The sequence below is a fragment of the Pseudomonas sp. 2,4-D genome (genome assembly GCF_030418155.1).
GTDB classification, from domain to species: Bacteria; Pseudomonadota; Gammaproteobacteria; order Pseudomonadales; family Pseudomonadaceae; genus Aquipseudomonas; species Aquipseudomonas alloputida.
The window spans coordinates 67,801-84,658 of the sequence record NZ_JAUHUI010000020.1; the positions used below are offsets into that span (position 1 = coordinate 67,801).

The 16,858-nt window shown below is 62.6% G+C and carries 13 protein-coding genes, 1 pseudogene and 1 riboswitch; of the genes and pseudogenes, 6 read left to right on the forward strand and 8 right to left on the reverse strand.

What is annotated here, in order from left to right:
* Positions 1–36: 36 nt before the first annotated feature.
* Complete coding sequence (gene thiC / locus QYE47_RS15855; protein WP_070384411.1) at positions 37–1,917, reverse strand: phosphomethylpyrimidine synthase ThiC; 1,881 nt, start codon at positions 1,915–1,917, stop codon at positions 37–39.
* 153 nt (positions 1,918–2,070) lie between these two features.
* Positions 2,071–2,177: riboswitch (TPP riboswitch) on the reverse strand.
* A gap of 160 nt (positions 2,178–2,337) precedes the next feature.
* Between thiC and QYE47_RS15860 the strand changes: the two genes are divergently transcribed.
* Positions 2,338–3,771 carry a TolC family outer membrane protein gene (locus tag QYE47_RS15860; protein WP_014592609.1) on the forward strand — a complete coding sequence of 478 codons (1,434 nt, stop codon included), beginning with the start codon at positions 2,338–2,340 and terminating at the stop codon, positions 3,769–3,771.
* Positions 3,772–3,885: 114 nt separating this feature from the next.
* On the opposite strand, the gene waaA is transcribed toward QYE47_RS15860, so the two are convergent.
* Positions 3,886–5,157: a lipid IV(A) 3-deoxy-D-manno-octulosonic acid transferase gene (gene waaA / locus QYE47_RS15865; RefSeq protein WP_070384412.1), complete on the reverse strand. Its 1,272-nt coding sequence runs from the start codon at positions 5,155–5,157 to the stop codon at positions 3,886–3,888.
* Between the two features lie 11 nt (positions 5,158–5,168).
* Entirely contained in the window at positions 5,169–6,059 is an 891-nt protein-coding gene (locus QYE47_RS15870) for a LysR family transcriptional regulator (RefSeq protein WP_003249460.1), read from the reverse strand.
* An 86-nt stretch (positions 6,060–6,145) separates the two neighbouring features.
* Here QYE47_RS15870 and QYE47_RS15875 point away from each other — a divergent pair, with 86 nt between their 5' ends.
* From QYE47_RS15875 to QYE47_RS15890, 4 genes are all read left to right on the forward strand, one after another.
* Positions 6,146–6,478, forward strand: a complete 333-nt coding sequence (locus QYE47_RS15875) for a multidrug efflux SMR transporter (RefSeq protein WP_004577390.1) — start codon at positions 6,146–6,148, stop codon at positions 6,476–6,478.
* Between the two features lie 88 nt (positions 6,479–6,566).
* Positions 6,567–7,742, forward strand: a complete 1,176-nt coding sequence (locus QYE47_RS15880) for an FAD-binding oxidoreductase (RefSeq protein ID WP_014592611.1) — start codon at positions 6,567–6,569, stop codon at positions 7,740–7,742.
* Positions 7,739–8,551 (forward strand): aldo/keto reductase, encoded by an 813-nt coding sequence (locus tag QYE47_RS15885; protein WP_003249454.1) that lies wholly within the window; start codon positions 7,739–7,741, stop codon positions 8,549–8,551. The genes QYE47_RS15880 and QYE47_RS15885 overlap by 4 nt, the downstream gene beginning before the upstream one ends.
* A 58-nt stretch (positions 8,552–8,609) precedes the next feature.
* On the forward strand, positions 8,610–9,578 hold the full coding sequence (locus QYE47_RS15890) for a hypothetical protein (protein ID WP_014592612.1): 969 nt from the start codon (positions 8,610–8,612) through the stop codon (positions 9,576–9,578).
* Between the two features lie 81 nt (positions 9,579–9,659).
* On the opposite strand, the gene hldE is transcribed toward QYE47_RS15890, so the two are convergent.
* From hldE to QYE47_RS15905, 3 genes and pseudogenes are all read right to left on the reverse strand, one after another.
* Positions 9,660–11,081 carry a bifunctional D-glycero-beta-D-manno-heptose-7-phosphate kinase/D-glycero-beta-D-manno-heptose 1-phosphate adenylyltransferase HldE gene (gene hldE / locus QYE47_RS15895; RefSeq protein WP_003249449.1) on the reverse strand — a complete coding sequence of 474 codons (1,422 nt, stop codon included), beginning with the start codon at positions 11,079–11,081 and terminating at the stop codon, positions 9,660–9,662.
* Positions 11,082–11,211: 130 nt separating this feature from the next.
* Entirely contained in the window at positions 11,212–13,020 is a 1,809-nt protein-coding gene (msbA, locus tag QYE47_RS15900) for a lipid A export permease/ATP-binding protein MsbA (protein WP_070384413.1), read from the reverse strand.
* A 15-nt stretch (positions 13,021–13,035) separates the two neighbouring features.
* A pseudogene (locus QYE47_RS15905) lies at positions 13,036–14,210 on the reverse strand (O-antigen ligase family protein).
* A gap of 100 nt (positions 14,211–14,310) precedes the next feature.
* On the opposite strand from QYE47_RS15905, the gene QYE47_RS15910 reads away from it, so the two are divergent.
* The gene (locus QYE47_RS15910) at positions 14,311–14,916 is read left to right on the forward strand and encodes a hypothetical protein (RefSeq protein ID WP_014592616.1); all 606 of its coding nucleotides are present in this window, start codon (positions 14,311–14,313) and stop codon (positions 14,914–14,916) included.
* Between the two features lie 3 nt (positions 14,917–14,919).
* Here QYE47_RS15910 and QYE47_RS15915 read toward each other — a convergent pair whose 3' ends face one another.
* Complete coding sequence (locus QYE47_RS15915) at positions 14,920–16,011, reverse strand: glycosyltransferase (RefSeq protein ID WP_019437559.1); 1,092 nt, start codon at positions 16,009–16,011, stop codon at positions 14,920–14,922.
* 37 nt (positions 16,012–16,048) lie between these two features.
* Positions 16,049–16,822 (reverse strand): glycosyltransferase family 2 protein, encoded by a 774-nt coding sequence (locus tag QYE47_RS15920; protein WP_010955517.1) that lies wholly within the window; start codon positions 16,820–16,822, stop codon positions 16,049–16,051.
* Positions 16,823–16,858: the final 36 nt, after the last annotated feature.

Sequence of the window (16,858 nt, forward strand, 5' to 3'; positions counted from 1 at the left end):
GGGCAAGCCCGCTCCCACAGGGTAAGGTGCTGCGGTTTAGACTTTGTGGTACAGCTGGCTGCCTTCCTGGCGGAACCGCTCGGCCTGCTCACGCATGCCTTGCTCGACCGTCACATCCACGGCCTCGATCTTGGCAGCGTACTCACGCACTTCCTGGGTGATCTTCATCGAGCAGAACTTCGGCCCGCACATCGAGCAGAAGTGCGCGACCTTGGCCGATTCCTTCGGCATGGTCTCGTCGTGGAAAGCACGGGCGGTGTCCGGGTCGAGGCCCAGGTTGAACTGGTCTTCCCAACGGAACTCGAAACGCGCCTTGGACAAGGCGTTGTCGCGAATCTGTGCACCCGGGTGGCCCTTGGCAAGGTCGGCGGCATGCGCGGCGATCTTGTAGGTGATGATGCCGGTCTTGACGTCGTCCTTGTTCGGCAGGCCCAGGTGCTCCTTCGGCGTGACGTAGCAGAGCATGGCGCAACCGAACCAGCCGATCATCGCCGCACCAATGCCCGAGGTGATGTGGTCGTAACCCGGCGCGATGTCGGTGGTCAGTGGGCCGAGGGTGTAGAACGGCGCCTCGTCGCAGCACTCCAGCTGCTTGTCCATGTTCTCTTTGATCAACTGCATCGGCACGTGGCCGGGGCCTTCGATCATGCATTGCACGTCGTGCTTCCAGGCAATCTTGGTCAGCTCGCCGAGGGTTTCCAGCTCACCGAATTGCGCGGCGTCGTTGGCGTCGGCAATCGAGCCAGGGCGCAGGCCGTCGCCCAGCGAGAAGCTGACGTCGTAGGCCTTCATGATTTCGCAGATTTCGTCGAAGTGGGTGTACAGGAAGTTTTCCTTGTGGTGCGCCAGGCACCACTTGGCCATGATCGAGCCACCGCGGCTGACGATGCCGGTGACCCGCTTGGCGGTCAGGGGCACATAGCGCAGCAACACACCGGCGTGAATGGTGAAGTAGTCCACGCCCTGTTCGGCCTGCTCGATCAGGGTGTCGCGGAACAGTTCCCAGGTCAGGTCCTCTGCCACGCCGTTGACCTTTTCCAGGGCCTGGTAGATCGGCACGGTACCGATCGGCACCGGCGAGTTGCGAATGATCCACTCGCGGGTTTCGTGGATGTGCTTGCCGGTGGACAGGTCCATGACCGTGTCCGAGCCCCAGCGGATGCCCCAGGTCAGCTTGGCCACCTCTTCCTCGATCGAGGAACCCAGGGCGCTGTTGCCGATGTTGCCGTTGATCTTCACCAGGAAGTTGCGGCCGATGATCATCGGCTCTACTTCCGGGTGGTTGATGTTGGCCGGAATGATCGCGCGGCCACGGGCGATTTCCTGGCGGACGAATTCAGGGGTGATTTCTTTCGGGACGTTGGCACCGAAGCTGTGGCCGGCATGTTGCTCATTCAGCAGGCCGGCGGCGCGGGCCTCCTGTAGCTTCATGTTCTCGCGGATGGCCACGTATTCCATTTCGGCGGTGATGATGCCCTGACGGGCATAGTGCATCTGCGAGACGTTGGCGCCGGCCTTGGCCCGGCGCGGGTTGCGCACATGGGCGAAACGCAGCTTGGCCAGCTCTGCATCGTTCAGGCGCTGCTGACCGAAGTCGGAGCTCAGGCCTTCCAGGCGCTCGGTGTCACCGCGGGCTTCGATCCACGCCGAACGCACATCGGGCAGGCCTTTGCGCACGTCGATGATCACGTCGGGGTCGGTGTACGGGCCAGACGTGTCATACACCAGCACCGGGGCGTTGGACTCGCCGCCAAAATCGGTCGGGGTGTCATCCAGGCTGATTTCACGCATGGGAACGCGGATGTCCGGGCGCGAGCCTTCGACATAAATCTTGCGCGAACGCGGGAACGGTTGCACGGACTGCTGATCGACTTGTGCCGATTCGCTGAGGTTGATCGCTTTTTCTTGTTTGGTCATCACAGGCTCTCCTGACGGCTTCCTAGCAGTGGAATGTCGGGGTGAACCTGAAACGCGCGGACGCACCCTCTTTGGGTGCAGTGCCGGACATGGGGTGCCTGAAGCTGTATGCAGCTGTGACAATCCCGGACCTGGCACAAGAGGCTCCCCGGGAAGGCGAGCAATCTTGTTCCCTACGCAGGCGCTAACCTGATCAGGTTCAACGGGATCCGCACCTCTGCGATCTCAGCCTTTGCTTCAAGGCACCCCGACAAGAACATGCGCAGTCTAGACTGGAGTGGTCAGCAAAGCCAAGCAGGTAAATGCGCGGATGATGAAAGGCACACCGAGCGATTGTTGCCGGGTGCGCATGGCACTACACTGGCCCATCGCTCGATACTCAACAGTTCAGTAATTAAATTTCGTACAAGGATTGCCTCTATGCTGCGCAAACTCTCACTGGCGATAGCCGTGTCTTGTGCGTCCAACGGAGTGGTCTGGGCAGCGGACGTGCCCTCGACAGTCAAAACCGATCTGGTCAGCGTCTACCAGGAAGCAGTGGACAACAACGCCGACCTGGCTGCAGCACGCGCCGATTACGGGGCGCGCCGCGAAGTGGTGCCGCAGGCCCGCGCCGGGTTGCTGCCAAACCTGTCGGCCGGTGCCGAGATGATGAACACCCGCACCAAGCTGGACGAGCCATCCATCACGTCCAATCGCAGCGGCAACGCCTGGAGCGCGACCCTGGCTCAGCCGATCTTCCGCGCTGATCGCTGGTTCCAGTTGCAAGCCGCCGAAGCAGTCAACGAACAGGCAGCACTGGAGCTGTCGGCGACCGAGCAAAACCTGATTCTGCAAACCGCGCAAAACTACTTCGCCGTCCTCCGCGCCCAGGACAACCTGGCCGCCACCAAGGCAGAAGAAGCCGCCTTCAAGCGCCAGCTGGATCAGTCCAACGAGCGTTTCGACGTGGGCCTTTCGGACAAGACCGACGTGCTGCAATCCCAAGCCAGTTATGACACTGCACGGGCCAACCGGATCATCGCCGAACGCCAGGTGCAGGATGCCTTCGAGGCCCTGGTGACCCTGACCAACCGTGAGTACACCTCTATCCAGGGCGTGGTGCATAGCCTGCCGGTACAAGTGCCAACGCCCAACGATGCCAAAGCCTGGGTCGAAACCGCCGGGCGCCAGAACCTCAACCTGCTGGCCACCAACTACGCGGTTTCTGCCGCAGAAGAGACCCTGCGTCAGCGCAAGGCCGGGCATGCACCGACCCTGGACGCCGTGGCGAAGTACCAGAAGGGTGACAACGACAGCCTTGGCTTCACCAACCCATCGCAACTGGGGGTGCGCTACAGCGGCGACGTCGAGCAGACCAGCGTTGGCCTGCAACTGAACATCCCGATCTACAGCGGCGGCCTGACCAGTTCGCAGGTACGCGAGGCTTACCAGCGCCTGAGCCAGAGCGAGCAACAGCGTGAAAGCCTGCGCCGCCAGGTCGTGGAAAACACCCGCAACCTGCACCGCGCTGTGAACACCGATGTGGAACAGGTACAGGCGCGCAAGCAGTCGATCATTTCCAACCAGAGCGCGCTGGAAGCCACCGAAATCGGCTACCAGGTCGGTACCCGCAACATCGTCGACGTGCTTGATGCCCAGCGCCAGCTGTACACCTCGGTACGCGACTACAACAATAGCCGCTACGACTACATCCTCGACAACCTGAGCCTGAAGCAGGCAGCCGGCACCCTGAGCCCGCAAGACCTGCAGGACCTGAAGCGCTACCTGAAACCTGACTACAACCCGGACAAGGACTTCCTGCCGCCGGACCTGGCGGCAGCAGCGGCCAAGAACTTCGAGCGCAGGCCTTGAGGTAGGGGCTGGACCATTCGCGGGCTCGCCCGCTCCCACAGGGATAGCGCAGCCCTCGAGCCATGCATCCATCCTGTGGGAGCGGGCGAGCCCGCGAAGGAGCCAATGCAAAAATCAGCGGATAAGCGCACCCAGACCCTCGAGCAATCGCTGCAAAGCCCCCTGATTGGCCCGCATCACCGCCCTGCCCGCCTCGCCCATGCGCTTGGCATCCTGCGGCAGTTCCACCAGGCGGCGTACCGCACCGGCCAGCCCGTCAGCATCATCCACCTGCTGCAACGCACCTGCCTCGCGCAGCATCGCGCTGATTTCGAGGAAGTTGAACACATGCGGCCCCATGAGCACCGGCAAGGCCAGCGCCGCAGGCTCCAACGGATTGTGCCCACCGGTCGGCACCAGGCTGCCACCGACGAAGGCAATGTCGGCCAGGGCATACAGGAACAGCAGTTCGCCCATGGTGTCGCCCAGCAATACCCGCGTTTGCGCATCGACCAGTGTGCCGGCAGAGCGGCGCACGGTGGTGAACTGCTCGCTGCACAACGCATGCACTGCATTGAAGCGCTCGGGATGGCGCGGCACCAGGATCAGCAAGGCATCGCCATGCACCTGCAACAACTGCCGATGCGCCTGCAGGATCAAGGCATCTTCCCCTTCATGGGTGCTGGCGGCGATCCACACAGGACGCTGGCCGCCCCCCCACTGTTCACGCAATGCCCTGGCGCGCGGCAGCAGCTGTTCGTCGATCGTCAGGTCGAACTTGATCGAACCGGTGACTTGCACGCGCTCAGGGCGTGCGCCCAGGTCACGGAAGCGCTGGGCCTCGGTTTCGGTCTGCACGGCAATCAGGCTCATCTCGGCCAGCATCGGCCGGGTAAGCCTGGCAAAGCGCCCATAGCCACGGGCCGAGCGCTCGGACAAGCGCGCATTGGCCAGCGCCACCGGAATGCCGCGCCTGGCACACTGATGAATGTGGTTGGGCCAAAGCTCGGTTTCCATGATGATGCCCAGCTTCGGCTGTACATGATCGAGAAAACGCCCCGCCGCCCAAGGCAAGTCATAGGGCAGGTAGCAATGCTGCACGCGCGGTTCGTCGGCGAACAGGGCGCGAATGCGTTCAGAGCCAGTAGGGGTCATGCAGGTCAGTGTGATCGGCAGCTCCGGGTAAGCCTTGAGCAAGGCACGCACCATGGGTGCGGCAGCAATGCTCTCGCCCACCGATACCGCATGTACCCAGATACCACCCTGGCGCATGGCCGGCAGCTTGAAAGCAAAGCGCTCGCCGATACGCTGGCCATAGGCCGGCGCCTTGCGCGCGCGCAGGTACAGGCGCAGCGCAACCAGCGGCAGGCCCAGGTGAAACAGCAAGGTATAGAGAGTTCTGTTCATGGCGGCTAAGTCTACCCGATCGCGCGAAGGTGCACTGCAAAGCGCTCGGCCAGCCATTGCGCGGCCGGGCCCAGTGGTTCATCGCGGCGCCAGGCCAGCTCTGCCACCAAGGCCGGCGGCCGCCAGTCGCTGTCCAGTTCGACCATGTGCGCCTGATAGGTCGGGTACTGCACCACATGCCGGGGTAACCAGGCCCAGCCCAGGCCGCGCATCAGTAGTTCGGCCATGGCGTAGAAGCTATCGGCACGCCATACCTGTGGGCTGATCGCTTCGCCACCGGGGTAACCGCTTTGTTGTGGCGTGATCAGCAACTGCCGGTGGCGGGCCAATTGTTGGCGGGTGACCCGGCCTTCGCCCGCCAGCGGGTGGCCGACCGCGCACACCGTGACCATCTCCACGCTGCCCAACGCACGGCGCTCCAAGGAAGCCGGGATGCTTTCGTGGAGGAAGAACAGGCCCAGATCGGCGCGCCGCTCCACCAGCTTGCGCGCCACATCGCCCTGGGCTCCGCTGGCCAGTTGCACCTCCAGGAACGGGTAGCGGCTAGCCAGTTCGTCGAGGCTGTCGATCACCGGCTGATACGGCATGGCTTCGTCCTGCGCGACCCGCAGCAAGGCCTCCTGCCCGCGCATCAGGGCCAGGGCGCGGCCATCCAGGCGTTCGCACTGGCGTAACAATTCGCGGGCGTCTTCCAGCAAGGCGCTGCCGTTTTCAGTCAATTTCGGTTGCCGGCCGCTGCTGCGCTCGAACAGGGTGACCCCTAGGTCGGTTTCGAGCAGCGCGATGGCACTGCTGATCGCCGACTGGGCTTTGTGCTGCTCACGTGCCACTGCGGAGAACGAGCGCAGTTCTGCAACGCGCAGAAAGGTACGCAATTGTTCAAGGTTCCACTGCTCGGCCATCAACCTATCTCCCAAATTGATAGGTAATGACTTTACCCCATCCAGGCAACGTCTAGAATGCCCGCTCAGTAACGGAGGATCCCGCCATGAATGCCTACACCTACCTCGCCATTGCCATCTGCGCCGAAGTCATCGCCACCGCCTCGATGAAAGCGGTGAAAGGCCTGAGCACGCCGTTGCCACTGCTACTGATGGTGGTTGGCTATGGCATTGCGTTCTGGATGCTGACGCTGGTGGTCCGCAGCATTCCGGTGGGGATTGCCTACGCCATCTGGTCGGGCCTGGGGATTGTGCTGATCAGTGTGGCGGCGCTGGTGATCTACGGGCAGAAGCTGGATATGCCGGCGATGCTTGGCATGGCCATGATCGTGGGTGGCGTGGTGGTGATTCAGCTGTTCTCGAAGACCGCTGGGCATTGAGAGCCCTTGTGCGGGGCTCGCCGACGATAGGGCCATCTCAGGTATAGCCTGTATACTTGCCAGCTGTCCCAGTCTTCGAGGTACCGCCATGCCATCTGCCATTTCCACTGACGTGCTGATCGTCGGCGCCGGGGTCGCAGGCCTCTGGCTCAATGCCCGCCTGCGCCGCCTGGGCTACTCGACAGTGCTGGTGGAGCGCGCCAGCCTTGGCGGCGAGCAGACCATCAAGTCGCAGGGCATCATCCACGGCGGCACCAAATACGCCCTGCACGGCGCCCTGACCGGCGCCTCGGAAGCCATCGCCGACATGCCGCGCCGCTGGCGCGAGGCCTTGGCCGGCGACGGCGAACTCGACCTCAGTCGTACCCGCCTGCTCTCCGATGCCCACTACCTGTGGTCGCCGGGCACCTTGGCCGGCAACCTCACAAGCTTCTTCGCCAGCAAAGCCGTGCGCGGCAGGGTCGACCAAGTCAAGGGTGACCAGTTGCCACCGGCACTGCAGGACCGCGCGTTCAAGGGCAAGGTGTACCGCCTGGCGGAACTGGTGGTCGATGTCCCGAGCCTGCTGGCCAACCTGGCCGAGCTGGCCGGCGAGTCCTTGCTGGCAGGTGAACGCATCGAACCCTTGCGTGAAGGTAATGCGTTGGTCGGCCTGCGCGTGGACGACCGGGAAATCCGTGCCCAACGCATCGTGTTGAGCGCCGGAGCCGGCACCGAAGGCTTGCTGCAGGCGCTGGGCCTGGATCAGCCGGCCATGCAAACCCGCCCGCTGCACATGGTCATGGCCAAGGGCCCGAACCTGAAACCTTTGTACGCCCACTGCCTCGGCGGCGGGCCCAAGCCGCGGGTAACGGTGACCACCCATCCGGCAGCCGATGGCCAGTGGGTCTGGTACCTCGGTGGGGACCTGGCCGAAGCCGATGGCGTGGCGCGCGAGCCTGCAGCGCAGATTGCTGCAGCGCAGAAGGAAATCGCCAACCTGCTCCCATGGGTCGATCAGAGCCTGGTGCGCTGGGCCACACTGCGCGTCGACCGCGCTGAGCCTGCACAATCTGGCCTGGCACGTCCGGACAACGCCTTCCTTGCCGACCAGCAGCGCCTGCTGGTGGGCTGGCCGACCAAACTGGCACTGGCACCGGACTTCAGCGACCGGGTAATCAGCCACCTGGAGCGCGACGGCATTCGTCCACAAGCACAGGCCGACCTGGCCGACCTCCCACGCCCTCCACTGAGCGTACCGGCCTGGGAGCAGTTGCTGCCATGAGCCTGCCAACCCTGCATGCGTTCCATCGCCCGCTGGGCAGCACCGGCCTCACGGTCTCTCCACTGGGCCTCGGCACGGTCAAGCTGGGCCGCGATCAGGGCGTGAAGTACCCCACTGGCTTCACGATCCCCGGCGATGAGGAAGCCCGCCTGTTACTGGCCCAGGCCCGCGAGCTTGGCATCAACCTGATCGACACCGCCCCGGCCTATGGCCGTAGCGAAGAACGCCTGGGCCCGCTGCTGCGCGGCCAACGTGATGAATGGGTAATCGTCAGCAAGGTCGGTGAAGAGTTCGAGGAAGGCCTGTCGCATTTCGACTTCAGCGCTGCCCACACCCGCCGCTCGGTGGAGCGCAGCCTGCGCCGGCTCGAAACCGACCGCATCGAACTGGTGCTGGTGCATTCCGACGGCAACGACCTGGCCATCCTCGAACAGCAGGAGGTCTACCAGACCCTGGCCGAACTCAAGCAGGAGGGCAAGATCCTCGGTTTCGGGCTGTCCGGCAAGACCGTCGCCGGCGGCCTGAAGGCACTGGAGCAAGGCGACTGCGCCATGGTCACCTACAACCTCAACGAACAGGCAGAACGCCCGGTGCTGGACTACGCTGCCGAACACGGCAAGGCCATCCTGGTAAAGAAGGCCTTGGCGAGCGGGCATATCTGCCTGGCCCCGGGCGTCGACCCGGTGCAGGCCAGCTTCGAGCTGCTGTTCGCCCACCCGGGCGTCAGCAGTGCTATTGTCGGCACCATCAACCCGTTGCACCTGGCCCATAACGTGGCCACCGTCGCCCGCATCCTGGGCCAGCATTGAGTTACCTCAGGCTCCCGACTCAGGGACTGGAGACTGACCCGACGCAAGGAGGAGCCTCGTGGCGCGAACGCTGATCCGCAAGAACCCGAGCAACTTCAAGACACTGCCACTGCATGTCGAGGCCACGACCGAAGGCTTGATCTACCAAAGCATCGGCATGCCGCTGAACTTTGCCCAGACTCAGCAACGGCGCAAGGCCATCCAGTTACCCGACACACAACACTTCGTGGTCGAACTGGCCAACCTGGGCGTGTCGGTGCGCCTCACGCTGCATTGGCAGAACCGCGATTACTGGGTACTGGTGCGTCAGCGCCGCCAAGACCGTGGCGATGTGGTACTGAAACTGATTTCCGGTTATGTACCGGCGCAGGAGCTGAACCTGCCGCTGCACACGGCCGTACAGGAAGTGGCCGAGGAGTGCCTGCTGGAAACCCCGGAAGGTTGGCTGGGCGGGCGCTTCAACGACACCTGGCTGCCCGTACCCTACGCCGCCGCCCTGCACTACCGCGAAACACCCCACTTCGTGCTGGCTCCGGAGTCCGGTGCCGCACGCCCGGTGCATTGCGGCAAGCTGATGCTACTGGAGCGCCCACGGGCCTATGTGCACCTGCCCACCGCTTCGCTACAGCTGATCTATGACATGCGCCTGCAAGTGCCCCGTGACGCCAAGAAACTCAGCTTGTTCCACGTTGACGAGCGGCTGGAGGGCGACCAGCTGGTGGCGCGGCTCAACCGCAAACGGCCCGACCTGTACCTGATGCCATTGAAGGACGGCCAGCCACTGGCAGAGCTGTACACGCTGAAAAAGGATGAACTGGTGCCGGCGAGTACGCGTGGGCTGTACCTGGCAGAAAGTTTTGCCCGGCAGGAAGGCTGGGTGGTGGCAGATGAACGGGTACGCTGGAAGGATTGGGTGAAGCAGCAGGGTTTGGTGGAAAGCAAGCCCGCACGGGCGTCGCACTTGCAACGCTTTGGCGACAAGGCGCGAGCGCTGCTGGAGCGGGCGCGGACCTCGCTGAACAAGTGACATCCCGAAAGCTTTCACCTGCTTGCCGGAGCGGGTAAACCCGCCCCTGCAGAGGGCCGCCGCAGCGGCCCCAAGGTCAGATCAGTTCTTGCGAATTTTCTCGACAATCGCCGTGGTCGAGCTGTTCTCGACCAGCCCCAGCACCTTCACGGTGCCGCCATAGCCCTTGACGATATCAGCGCCAACCACTTGGTCGATGCCATAGTCTCCACCCTTGACCAACACATCCGGCTTGACCTGGCTCAGCAGGTTTTCCGGGGTGCCTTCCGGGAAACTGATCACCCAGTCCACCGCGCCCAAACCGGCCAGCACGGCCATACGCCGGTCAACGCTGTTGATCGGTCGGCCCGGCCCTTTCAGGCGGCTGACCGAAGCATCGTCGTTTACCGCAACGATCAGGCGATCACCCTGGGCCCGCGCCTGTTCCAGGTAAGTGACATGCCCGGCATGCAGGATGTCGAAGCAGCCATTGGTAAAGACGATCTTCTCGTTGTGGGCCCGAGCGTCATCAATGGCCAGCAGCAGTTGCTCAAGGCCCAGCACGCCGCGTTCGGAGCCTTCCTCACGCTGGATGGCCCGGCGCAGCTCAGGGGCGCTGATGGCAGCCGTACCCAGCTTGCCGACCACAATGCCCGCCGCCAGGTTGGCCAGGGCCACCGCATGGGGCAGGTCCTCACCCGCGGCAATGGCCGCGGCAAGGGTGGAAATGACAGTATCGCCGGCACCGGTCACATCGAACACTTCGCGTGCCCGCGCTGGCAGGTGCAACGCCGGCTGACCAACGCGTAGCAGGGTCATGCCATGCTCGCCACGGGTGACCAGCAGGGCGCCCAGGTCCAGGTCCTGCAGCAACTGCAAGCCCTTGGCAACCAGTTCGGCCTCATCGACGCAACGGCCAACGATGGTCTCGAACTCGCTGAGGTTCGGGGTAATCAGGCTGGCGCCACGGTAGATGGAAAAGTCCTTGCCCTTGGGGTCGGCCAGCACCGGAATGCCCTTGGCCCGCGCCGCCTGGATCAGGTTCTGGTGATTTTTCAGTGCACCTTTGCCGTAGTCGGACAGGACCAGCACCTTGACGCCTTCGAGCAGGCTGTCGACCTCCGCGCCCAGCGACAGTGGGTCGGTGGCGAACGGCTCTTCGAAATCGATACGCAGCAGCTGCTGGTGACGGCTCATGACCCGCAGCTTGACGATAGTCGGCTGGTGCGCGATGCGCTGGAACACCGAACGGACACCGGCAGCCTGCAGGCTGTTGGCCAGGCTGTCGGCAGCCTCATCCTGGCCGGTGACGCCGATCAGCGAAGCCGGCGCGCCCAGCGCAGCAATGTTCAAGGCAACGTTGGCCGCGCCGCCGGGGCGATCCTCGATCTGATCGACCTTGACCACCGGGACTGGCGCTTCAGGCGAAATACGCGAAGTACCGCCATGCCAGTAGCGGTCGAGCATGACATCGCCGACCACCAGTACCGGGGCTTGATCGAAACGCGGCATGGACAACTTCATGGGCAACCCATATGGAAATAATGAACAGGGGCAGGATATTAGCACAGGGTAGTCAATGGCTTTATGGCCAGATCATCCCTGGAAAATTCCCGTGACAATCGGGGCCATGACGGCCCCGATCAAGGAGGGTTCAGGTGATATCGGCCTTGGCCGGCTCATCCAGCCCCATGGCATGCAGACGGGCATAATGGCCATTAGCCGCAAGCAGCTCGGTGTGAGTACCGCGCTCGACCAGGCGGCCCTGGTCCATGACCAGGATCTGGTCAGCCTTCTCGATGGTCGACAGCCGATGGGCAATCACCAGCGTGGTACGGCCTTGCATCACGTGATCCAAGGCGGCCTGGATATGCCGCTCGGACTCGGTATCCAACGCCGAAGTCGCTTCATCGAGGATCAGCAACGGCGCGTTCTTAAGCAGCGCACGGGCAATTGCCAGACGCTGGCGCTGGCCACCGGACAGCAGTACACCGTTCTCACCCACTTCGGTATCGAAGCCCTTTGGCAGCCGGTCGACGAATTCCTTGGCATAGGCATCGGCCGCGGCGGCTTCGATGTCTGCGCGCGGCGCACCGGCCAGATCGCCATAAGCGATGTTGTTGGCCACGGTGTCGTTGAACAGGGTGACATGCTGGGTGACTTGCGAAACATGGCGACGCAGGTTGCGCAGGCGATAGTGCTCGATCTCCACGCCATCGAGCAGGATCTGCCCCTTGTCGTGGTGATAGAAGCGCGGGATCAGGGCCGCAAGCGTAGACTTGCCACTGCCGGAGCGGCCGACCAGGGCGATCATCTGCCCGGGCTCTGCGACAAAACTGATATCGCTCAACACTTCACGCTCGGTACCCGGGTAGGTGAAGCTCAGGTTACGCACTTCCAGGCGCCCTTCCACGTGTTCCTTCTCGACCGAACCAGTGTCCACTTCAGGCGCTTCGTCCAGTTGCTCGAAGATGCTCTCGGCACCTGCCAGGCCCTTCTGGATGGTCGAGCTGACTTCCGACAACTGGCGAATCGGCTTGGGCAGCAGGCCGGCAGCGGTGATATAAGCCACCAGGTCACCAGCAGTGGAGTCCCCGCGCAGGAACAGCACCAGGAACATCAGCGCAGCCATGGCGCTGTAGATCACCAGCTGAAGCATCGGCGTGTACAGCGAGCCGGTCTTGGTCATGCGCAGTTGCTTGTCGGTGTTGCTCTGGCTGGCCTGGCCGAATCGCTGCTGTTCGTAGGCCTCGCCACCGAAGCTACGGACCACGCGGTAACCCTGGATGGTTTCCGAGGCAACGTGGGTGACGTCGCCCATGGCTACCTGGATCTTCTTGCTCTGCTTGCGGAATTTCTTGCTGGCGATGCTGACCATAACCGCAATCACCGGCAAGATGGCGACCATCACCAGGGTCAGGTGCCAGTTCATCCAAAGCAGGTAGGCAAACAGGAACACCACGGTCAGGCCTTCGCGGATCACCACCTTGATGGCGTCGGTAGCGGCGCCGGTGACCATGGTCACATTGAAGGTAATGCGCGAAATCAGGTGCCCGGAGTTGTGGTTGTCGAAATAGCGGTTGGGCAACACCAGCAGCTTGTTGAACAGTGCCACCCGCAGGTCATGCACCAGGCTCAGAGAGACCTTGGCCAGGAAGTAGTTGCCGAGGAACGAGCCCAGGCCCTGCCACGCAGCGATCAGGATGATCAGCAGCGGCACCGCCTGCAGCAATTGCAGGTCACGCAGGTAGGGGACGTTGGGGAACAATACCGCTTCGGGGTTGCTCAGCCCATCGACGAAGTACTTGAGAATGCCGGCCAGCATTGGCTGGGTCGAGGCAAAGATCACGAAACCGACAATGCTCAGCAGGAAAATGCCGACATAGGGTTTCACATAGCTCAACAGCCGGAAGTAGATCTTCAGGCTGGAGGTGTGCTCCGCTGGTCGCGGTGTTTCGGCCATTATCGAGCTCGCTGTTCAGGTTGAACCGGCAATTTTACCACAGGCGTCATTTTCGGCACGCCCCATGGCAGCAACATGGCAAGGCCCACCGGCAGCCAGCTGATGAACCATTCGGCACGTGGCGTACCGGTGAGGCTGGCGGCATCGAACTGCATGGCCAGGGTCGAGTAGACCCAGAAGCCCAGCAGGACCTTGCCGAACAGGGTGCCACGGGCGCGCACGATTTCGCCCAGCGTGAACAACCACACCATTACCCACAGCAACATGCCGGGCAAGCCCATTTCAACGGCAACATGGGTGAACATGTTGTGGGTGTGATCGAAGTGCATGCCGACGGCGCTCACCTCGTAATCAGCCCCCAGGCCAAGACCAGTCCAAGGGTGCGCGGCAATCATCTGGAGAACGGCATGGAAAATTTCCGGCCGGTAGGACGAGCCCCGTTGGGCGATAACGTCGTACACGGCCCAAAAGGCCAGGCCGGTGGCAAGCAGTGCCAGAACAGAGAACACCCGGCTGTGGCGGTCACGGAACCACAACGGCGCCATCACCACGGTAATCACCAGTGCCAGAACCGCACCACGGCTCTGGCTGAGCATGGCGAAGGCCCCCAGGCAAGCCAGTGCCGCCAGCCACAACAACTGCAAGCCACGTTGCCGAGGAGGCTCGTAGAGCATCAAGAGCAAGGCCGAACCAATGACATAAGCCCCCAGGATGGGGTGGGATATCTCACCGATACCCGCCAGCCTGAACAGCAGGGGCGCACGCTGCACCCCGTAGAACTTGATGATGGAGACCAACGCAGCGATGGCCAGCAGCGCGCTGCCAAGCAGCAATAACTGACGAATGCGGGCTTGGCCAAGCTGGGCCAACAGCGGAAACGCCAGCAGGAATACCAGGATGTAGAGCAAGCGCTTGAGCTCGCGCAGGGGCTCCTCGGCGGGCGACCATGCCAGGCTCAGCCCGCTCCAGGCCAACAACAGCAGCACACTCCCCCACAGCGCCGGTTGCCGCCTCCAGGCTTGCACCAGCACACCTCGGGCCGACCAGGCCAATACCAGCGTTGGCAGCCACAAGAACAACACCAGACCTTGCTGATAAACCTTGTTGCTGGGTGCCAGGGCAATCGCCGCCAGGAACCAGACCAGGCCCAAACCTAACCACGCTTGTGCCCAGTTTTTTTGATACAACATCCTTTCCCCCGATGAATCAGAAACACCATCCATGGTGCTACAGCATTATTTTCGGCATTATTGCCGGTCATTTTGCTCGCCAGACGACAAGGCTCTATTCATGCAATGCTCCCGGCTCACCCAGGTCGACTTCGATCAGCTGACACTCGGCGCACAGGTGCTTGAGGCAGACAGCCATGGCGCCAAAGTCTACCTGCTCACAGATGGAAATTTCCTCAAGGTTTTTCGTAGGAAGCGTCTGATTTCATCTGCACTGCTACGTCCTTACTCGCAGCGCTTCGTCGATAACGCCGCGCGCCTGACGCAACTGGGCATCCCAACCCTCGAAGTGATCAGCCAGCACAAGCTCGACCTGCCGGGCCGCACTGCGGTGCTGTATCGCCCGCTACCCGGGCGAACGCTGCTGCAGATGTCGCGCGATGACGGCTTCAGCTGGGACGCTTACCTGCCACGCCTGATCGAGCTGATCCGTCAGTTGCACCGCAGCGGCGTTTATTTCCGCTCGCTGCACCTGGGCAACGTGGTGGTCACCCCCGACCAGCGTCTGGGCTTGATCGACGTGGCCGACATGCGCTTTCTGCGCCCGCCACTGTCGGCCCGCATGATTCGACGAAATGTGCAGCACATGGTGCGCTATATCGAGCGGGAGAACCTGGGCGACCGGTTCCCCCTTGCCGCCTTCGAGGCAGCCTTGCTGACACGCTGAAGGTCAGCTGCGCAACAGGCTCTGCGAGCCGCTGCAGAAAGCCTGCCAGGCCTGCTCCGGTGCCAGTGCCTGGCGCTGCTTCGCGGCGATCGTCGATGCACTGAGCGCCGTACAGCGCTCAATCGCCTCAGCCCAGGCGCTTTCGTCGGCAACCGGCAGGTAGCCCCCCGTGTCGCGCAACTGCTCGCGAAACACTTCCAGGTCGCTGCACACCACCGGTACATCGGCCATCACCGCCTCTTGCACCACCAGCCCCAGGCCTTCGGAACGCGAAGGTACCAATAGCCAGTCGAATGCCCGATACAGCTGCTGCAGGTCTTCGCGGTGACCGCGCAGATGAACGCGCTCGGCCAGGCCCAACGCGTCGATACGCTGCTGCAGCACGGCATGCTGCGGCCCCTCGCCAATGATCGCCAGCTGCAAGCCCGGTTGCCGTGCACTGGCCCTGGCGAATGCCTCGATCAGCATTTCGAAGCCTTTACTCTCTACCAATCGCCCTACCGCACCCAGCATCACCTCGGCGCCCTGAGGCAACTTCAGTGCCTGCCTGGCCTGGTCCCGGCTCAGCAAAGGCTCGACGAATGCAAGCGGGTCGAGCGCCATGCGCAGCGTCTGCACCGGCCTGCCCAGGTCACGCTCCAGCGACTCGGCCAACGTCTGTGATACCGCCGCGATACTCAGACGCTCGGACGGAAACATCTGCAACAAGCGGATATCGCTGGCATGCAGACGCGTCTTGCCATGGAACAGTACCTTGGCACGTACGTGCCCGATGCGCTGCAACAATGGCAGCACCAACCGGGCGACGCCAATACCATCGAGCAGCACCACTTCTGCCCCGGCCTCGGCCAGTGCCTTGCGCAAGCGCATGCGCAGCCACGGGCGCAGCAAGCGCCACAAATGCCGCCCTTTGAGCGCACGTGAGGGCATATGCCATTCCCGGGTCGAACCGAGCCCACAGCAGAGCCCGCTCCCCAGCAGCAGCCAGTTACTGATCCGGGCATCGGCACCCGCGTTCGACAAGACCTGCCGGTGCACCTTGTGGATGGACATGTACGGCGTTCCACCCGCCCACATCATATTGACGATGTTCATGGGCCCTCTCCCGCTCAAGTCAGGTGGGACAGCGACTTCATTGAACAAAAATGGTGATTCCCATGCCGATCAAGGCCCCCGCAACCAGCGTCAATGCCAGCTTCAACCGATCACGTTGACGACGCTTGGCCTTACGCTCCACTTCAATGGGCAAGGTCACGTGATTGCCGAATCCAGTGTGCAATACTGCATCACCCTCCAAGGTGACCGCTGTCAGATTTAACTCAGCGTAGCGACGGGAAAGCGCCTTTTCTCCAGCATAGGCGGCAAATGGCGCACAGCGCTGGTAATCGCTCAATCGGCGCAGCCCAGGGTTGAGCGAGAACGCCTGCCACTCAGCCTTGTCGGACAGCAGCGGATAGCACGGCACCCCGGCGATCACCTGGCGATCGCCCAAGTGGATGTACGGGCTGTGGATGGCCAGGTCGTGGGCATGGCTGCGCAACCAGACCTGCAAGATGTTTGGACTGACATCCAGGATGGCCTGCGAGTCTTCGACAAAGCCTTGGCGATAGAATTGCCAGTCGTCTTCGCAGTGAAAAATGTACGGCGTCTTGACCTGGCTGTAGGCCAGGTCGATAGACGGCAACTGGCCAAGTTTGGGCCGGTTGACGAACACCTTGCAGTGCGGCTTCCAGTGCGCCGGCACAGCGGCATGCACAGCATCGTCGCCAGAGTCTTCGGTGATGAATACCTCGCGAATGGGCGCGGTGTTGTAGCGATCGAAACTCTCAAGGGTGTCTTTGAGCAGATCGAACCGCCCACAACTGGTCACGACGAGCGTGACGTCACTCTCATTTGAAAAGCGCACCGGATTCCCTCCGCATTACGACTATCGGCCTTCAAC

Coding starts and splice junctions, on each gene's coding strand:
- QYE47_RS15880 (WP_014592611.1), top strand. CDS start 6,567: ATGCCATCTGCCATTTCCACTGACGTGCTGATCGTCGGCGCCGGGGTC.
- msbA (WP_070384413.1), bottom strand. CDS start 13,020: ATGGCCGAAACACCGCGACCAGCGGAGCACACCTCCAGCCTGAAGATC.
- waaA (WP_070384412.1), bottom strand. CDS start 5,157: ATGAACAGAACTCTCTATACCTTGCTGTTTCACCTGGGCCTGCCGCTG.
- QYE47_RS15875 (WP_004577390.1), top strand. CDS start 6,146: ATGAATGCCTACACCTACCTCGCCATTGCCATCTGCGCCGAAGTCATC.
- thiC (WP_070384411.1), bottom strand. CDS start 1,917: ATGACCAAACAAGAAAAAGCGATCAACCTCAGCGAATCGGCACAAGTC.
- QYE47_RS15870 (WP_003249460.1), bottom strand. CDS start 6,059: ATGGCCGAGCAGTGGAACCTTGAACAATTGCGTACCTTTCTGCGCGTT.
- QYE47_RS15915 (WP_019437559.1), bottom strand. CDS start 16,011: ATGAACATCGTCAATATGATGTGGGCGGGTGGAACGCCGTACATGTCC.
- QYE47_RS15910 (WP_014592616.1), top strand. CDS start 14,311: ATGCAATGCTCCCGGCTCACCCAGGTCGACTTCGATCAGCTGACACTC.
- QYE47_RS15885 (WP_003249454.1), top strand. CDS start 7,739: ATGAGCCTGCCAACCCTGCATGCGTTCCATCGCCCGCTGGGCAGCACC.
- QYE47_RS15860 (WP_014592609.1), top strand. CDS start 2,338: ATGCTGCGCAAACTCTCACTGGCGATAGCCGTGTCTTGTGCGTCCAAC.
- hldE (WP_003249449.1), bottom strand. CDS start 11,081: ATGAAGTTGTCCATGCCGCGTTTCGATCAAGCCCCGGTACTGGTGGTC.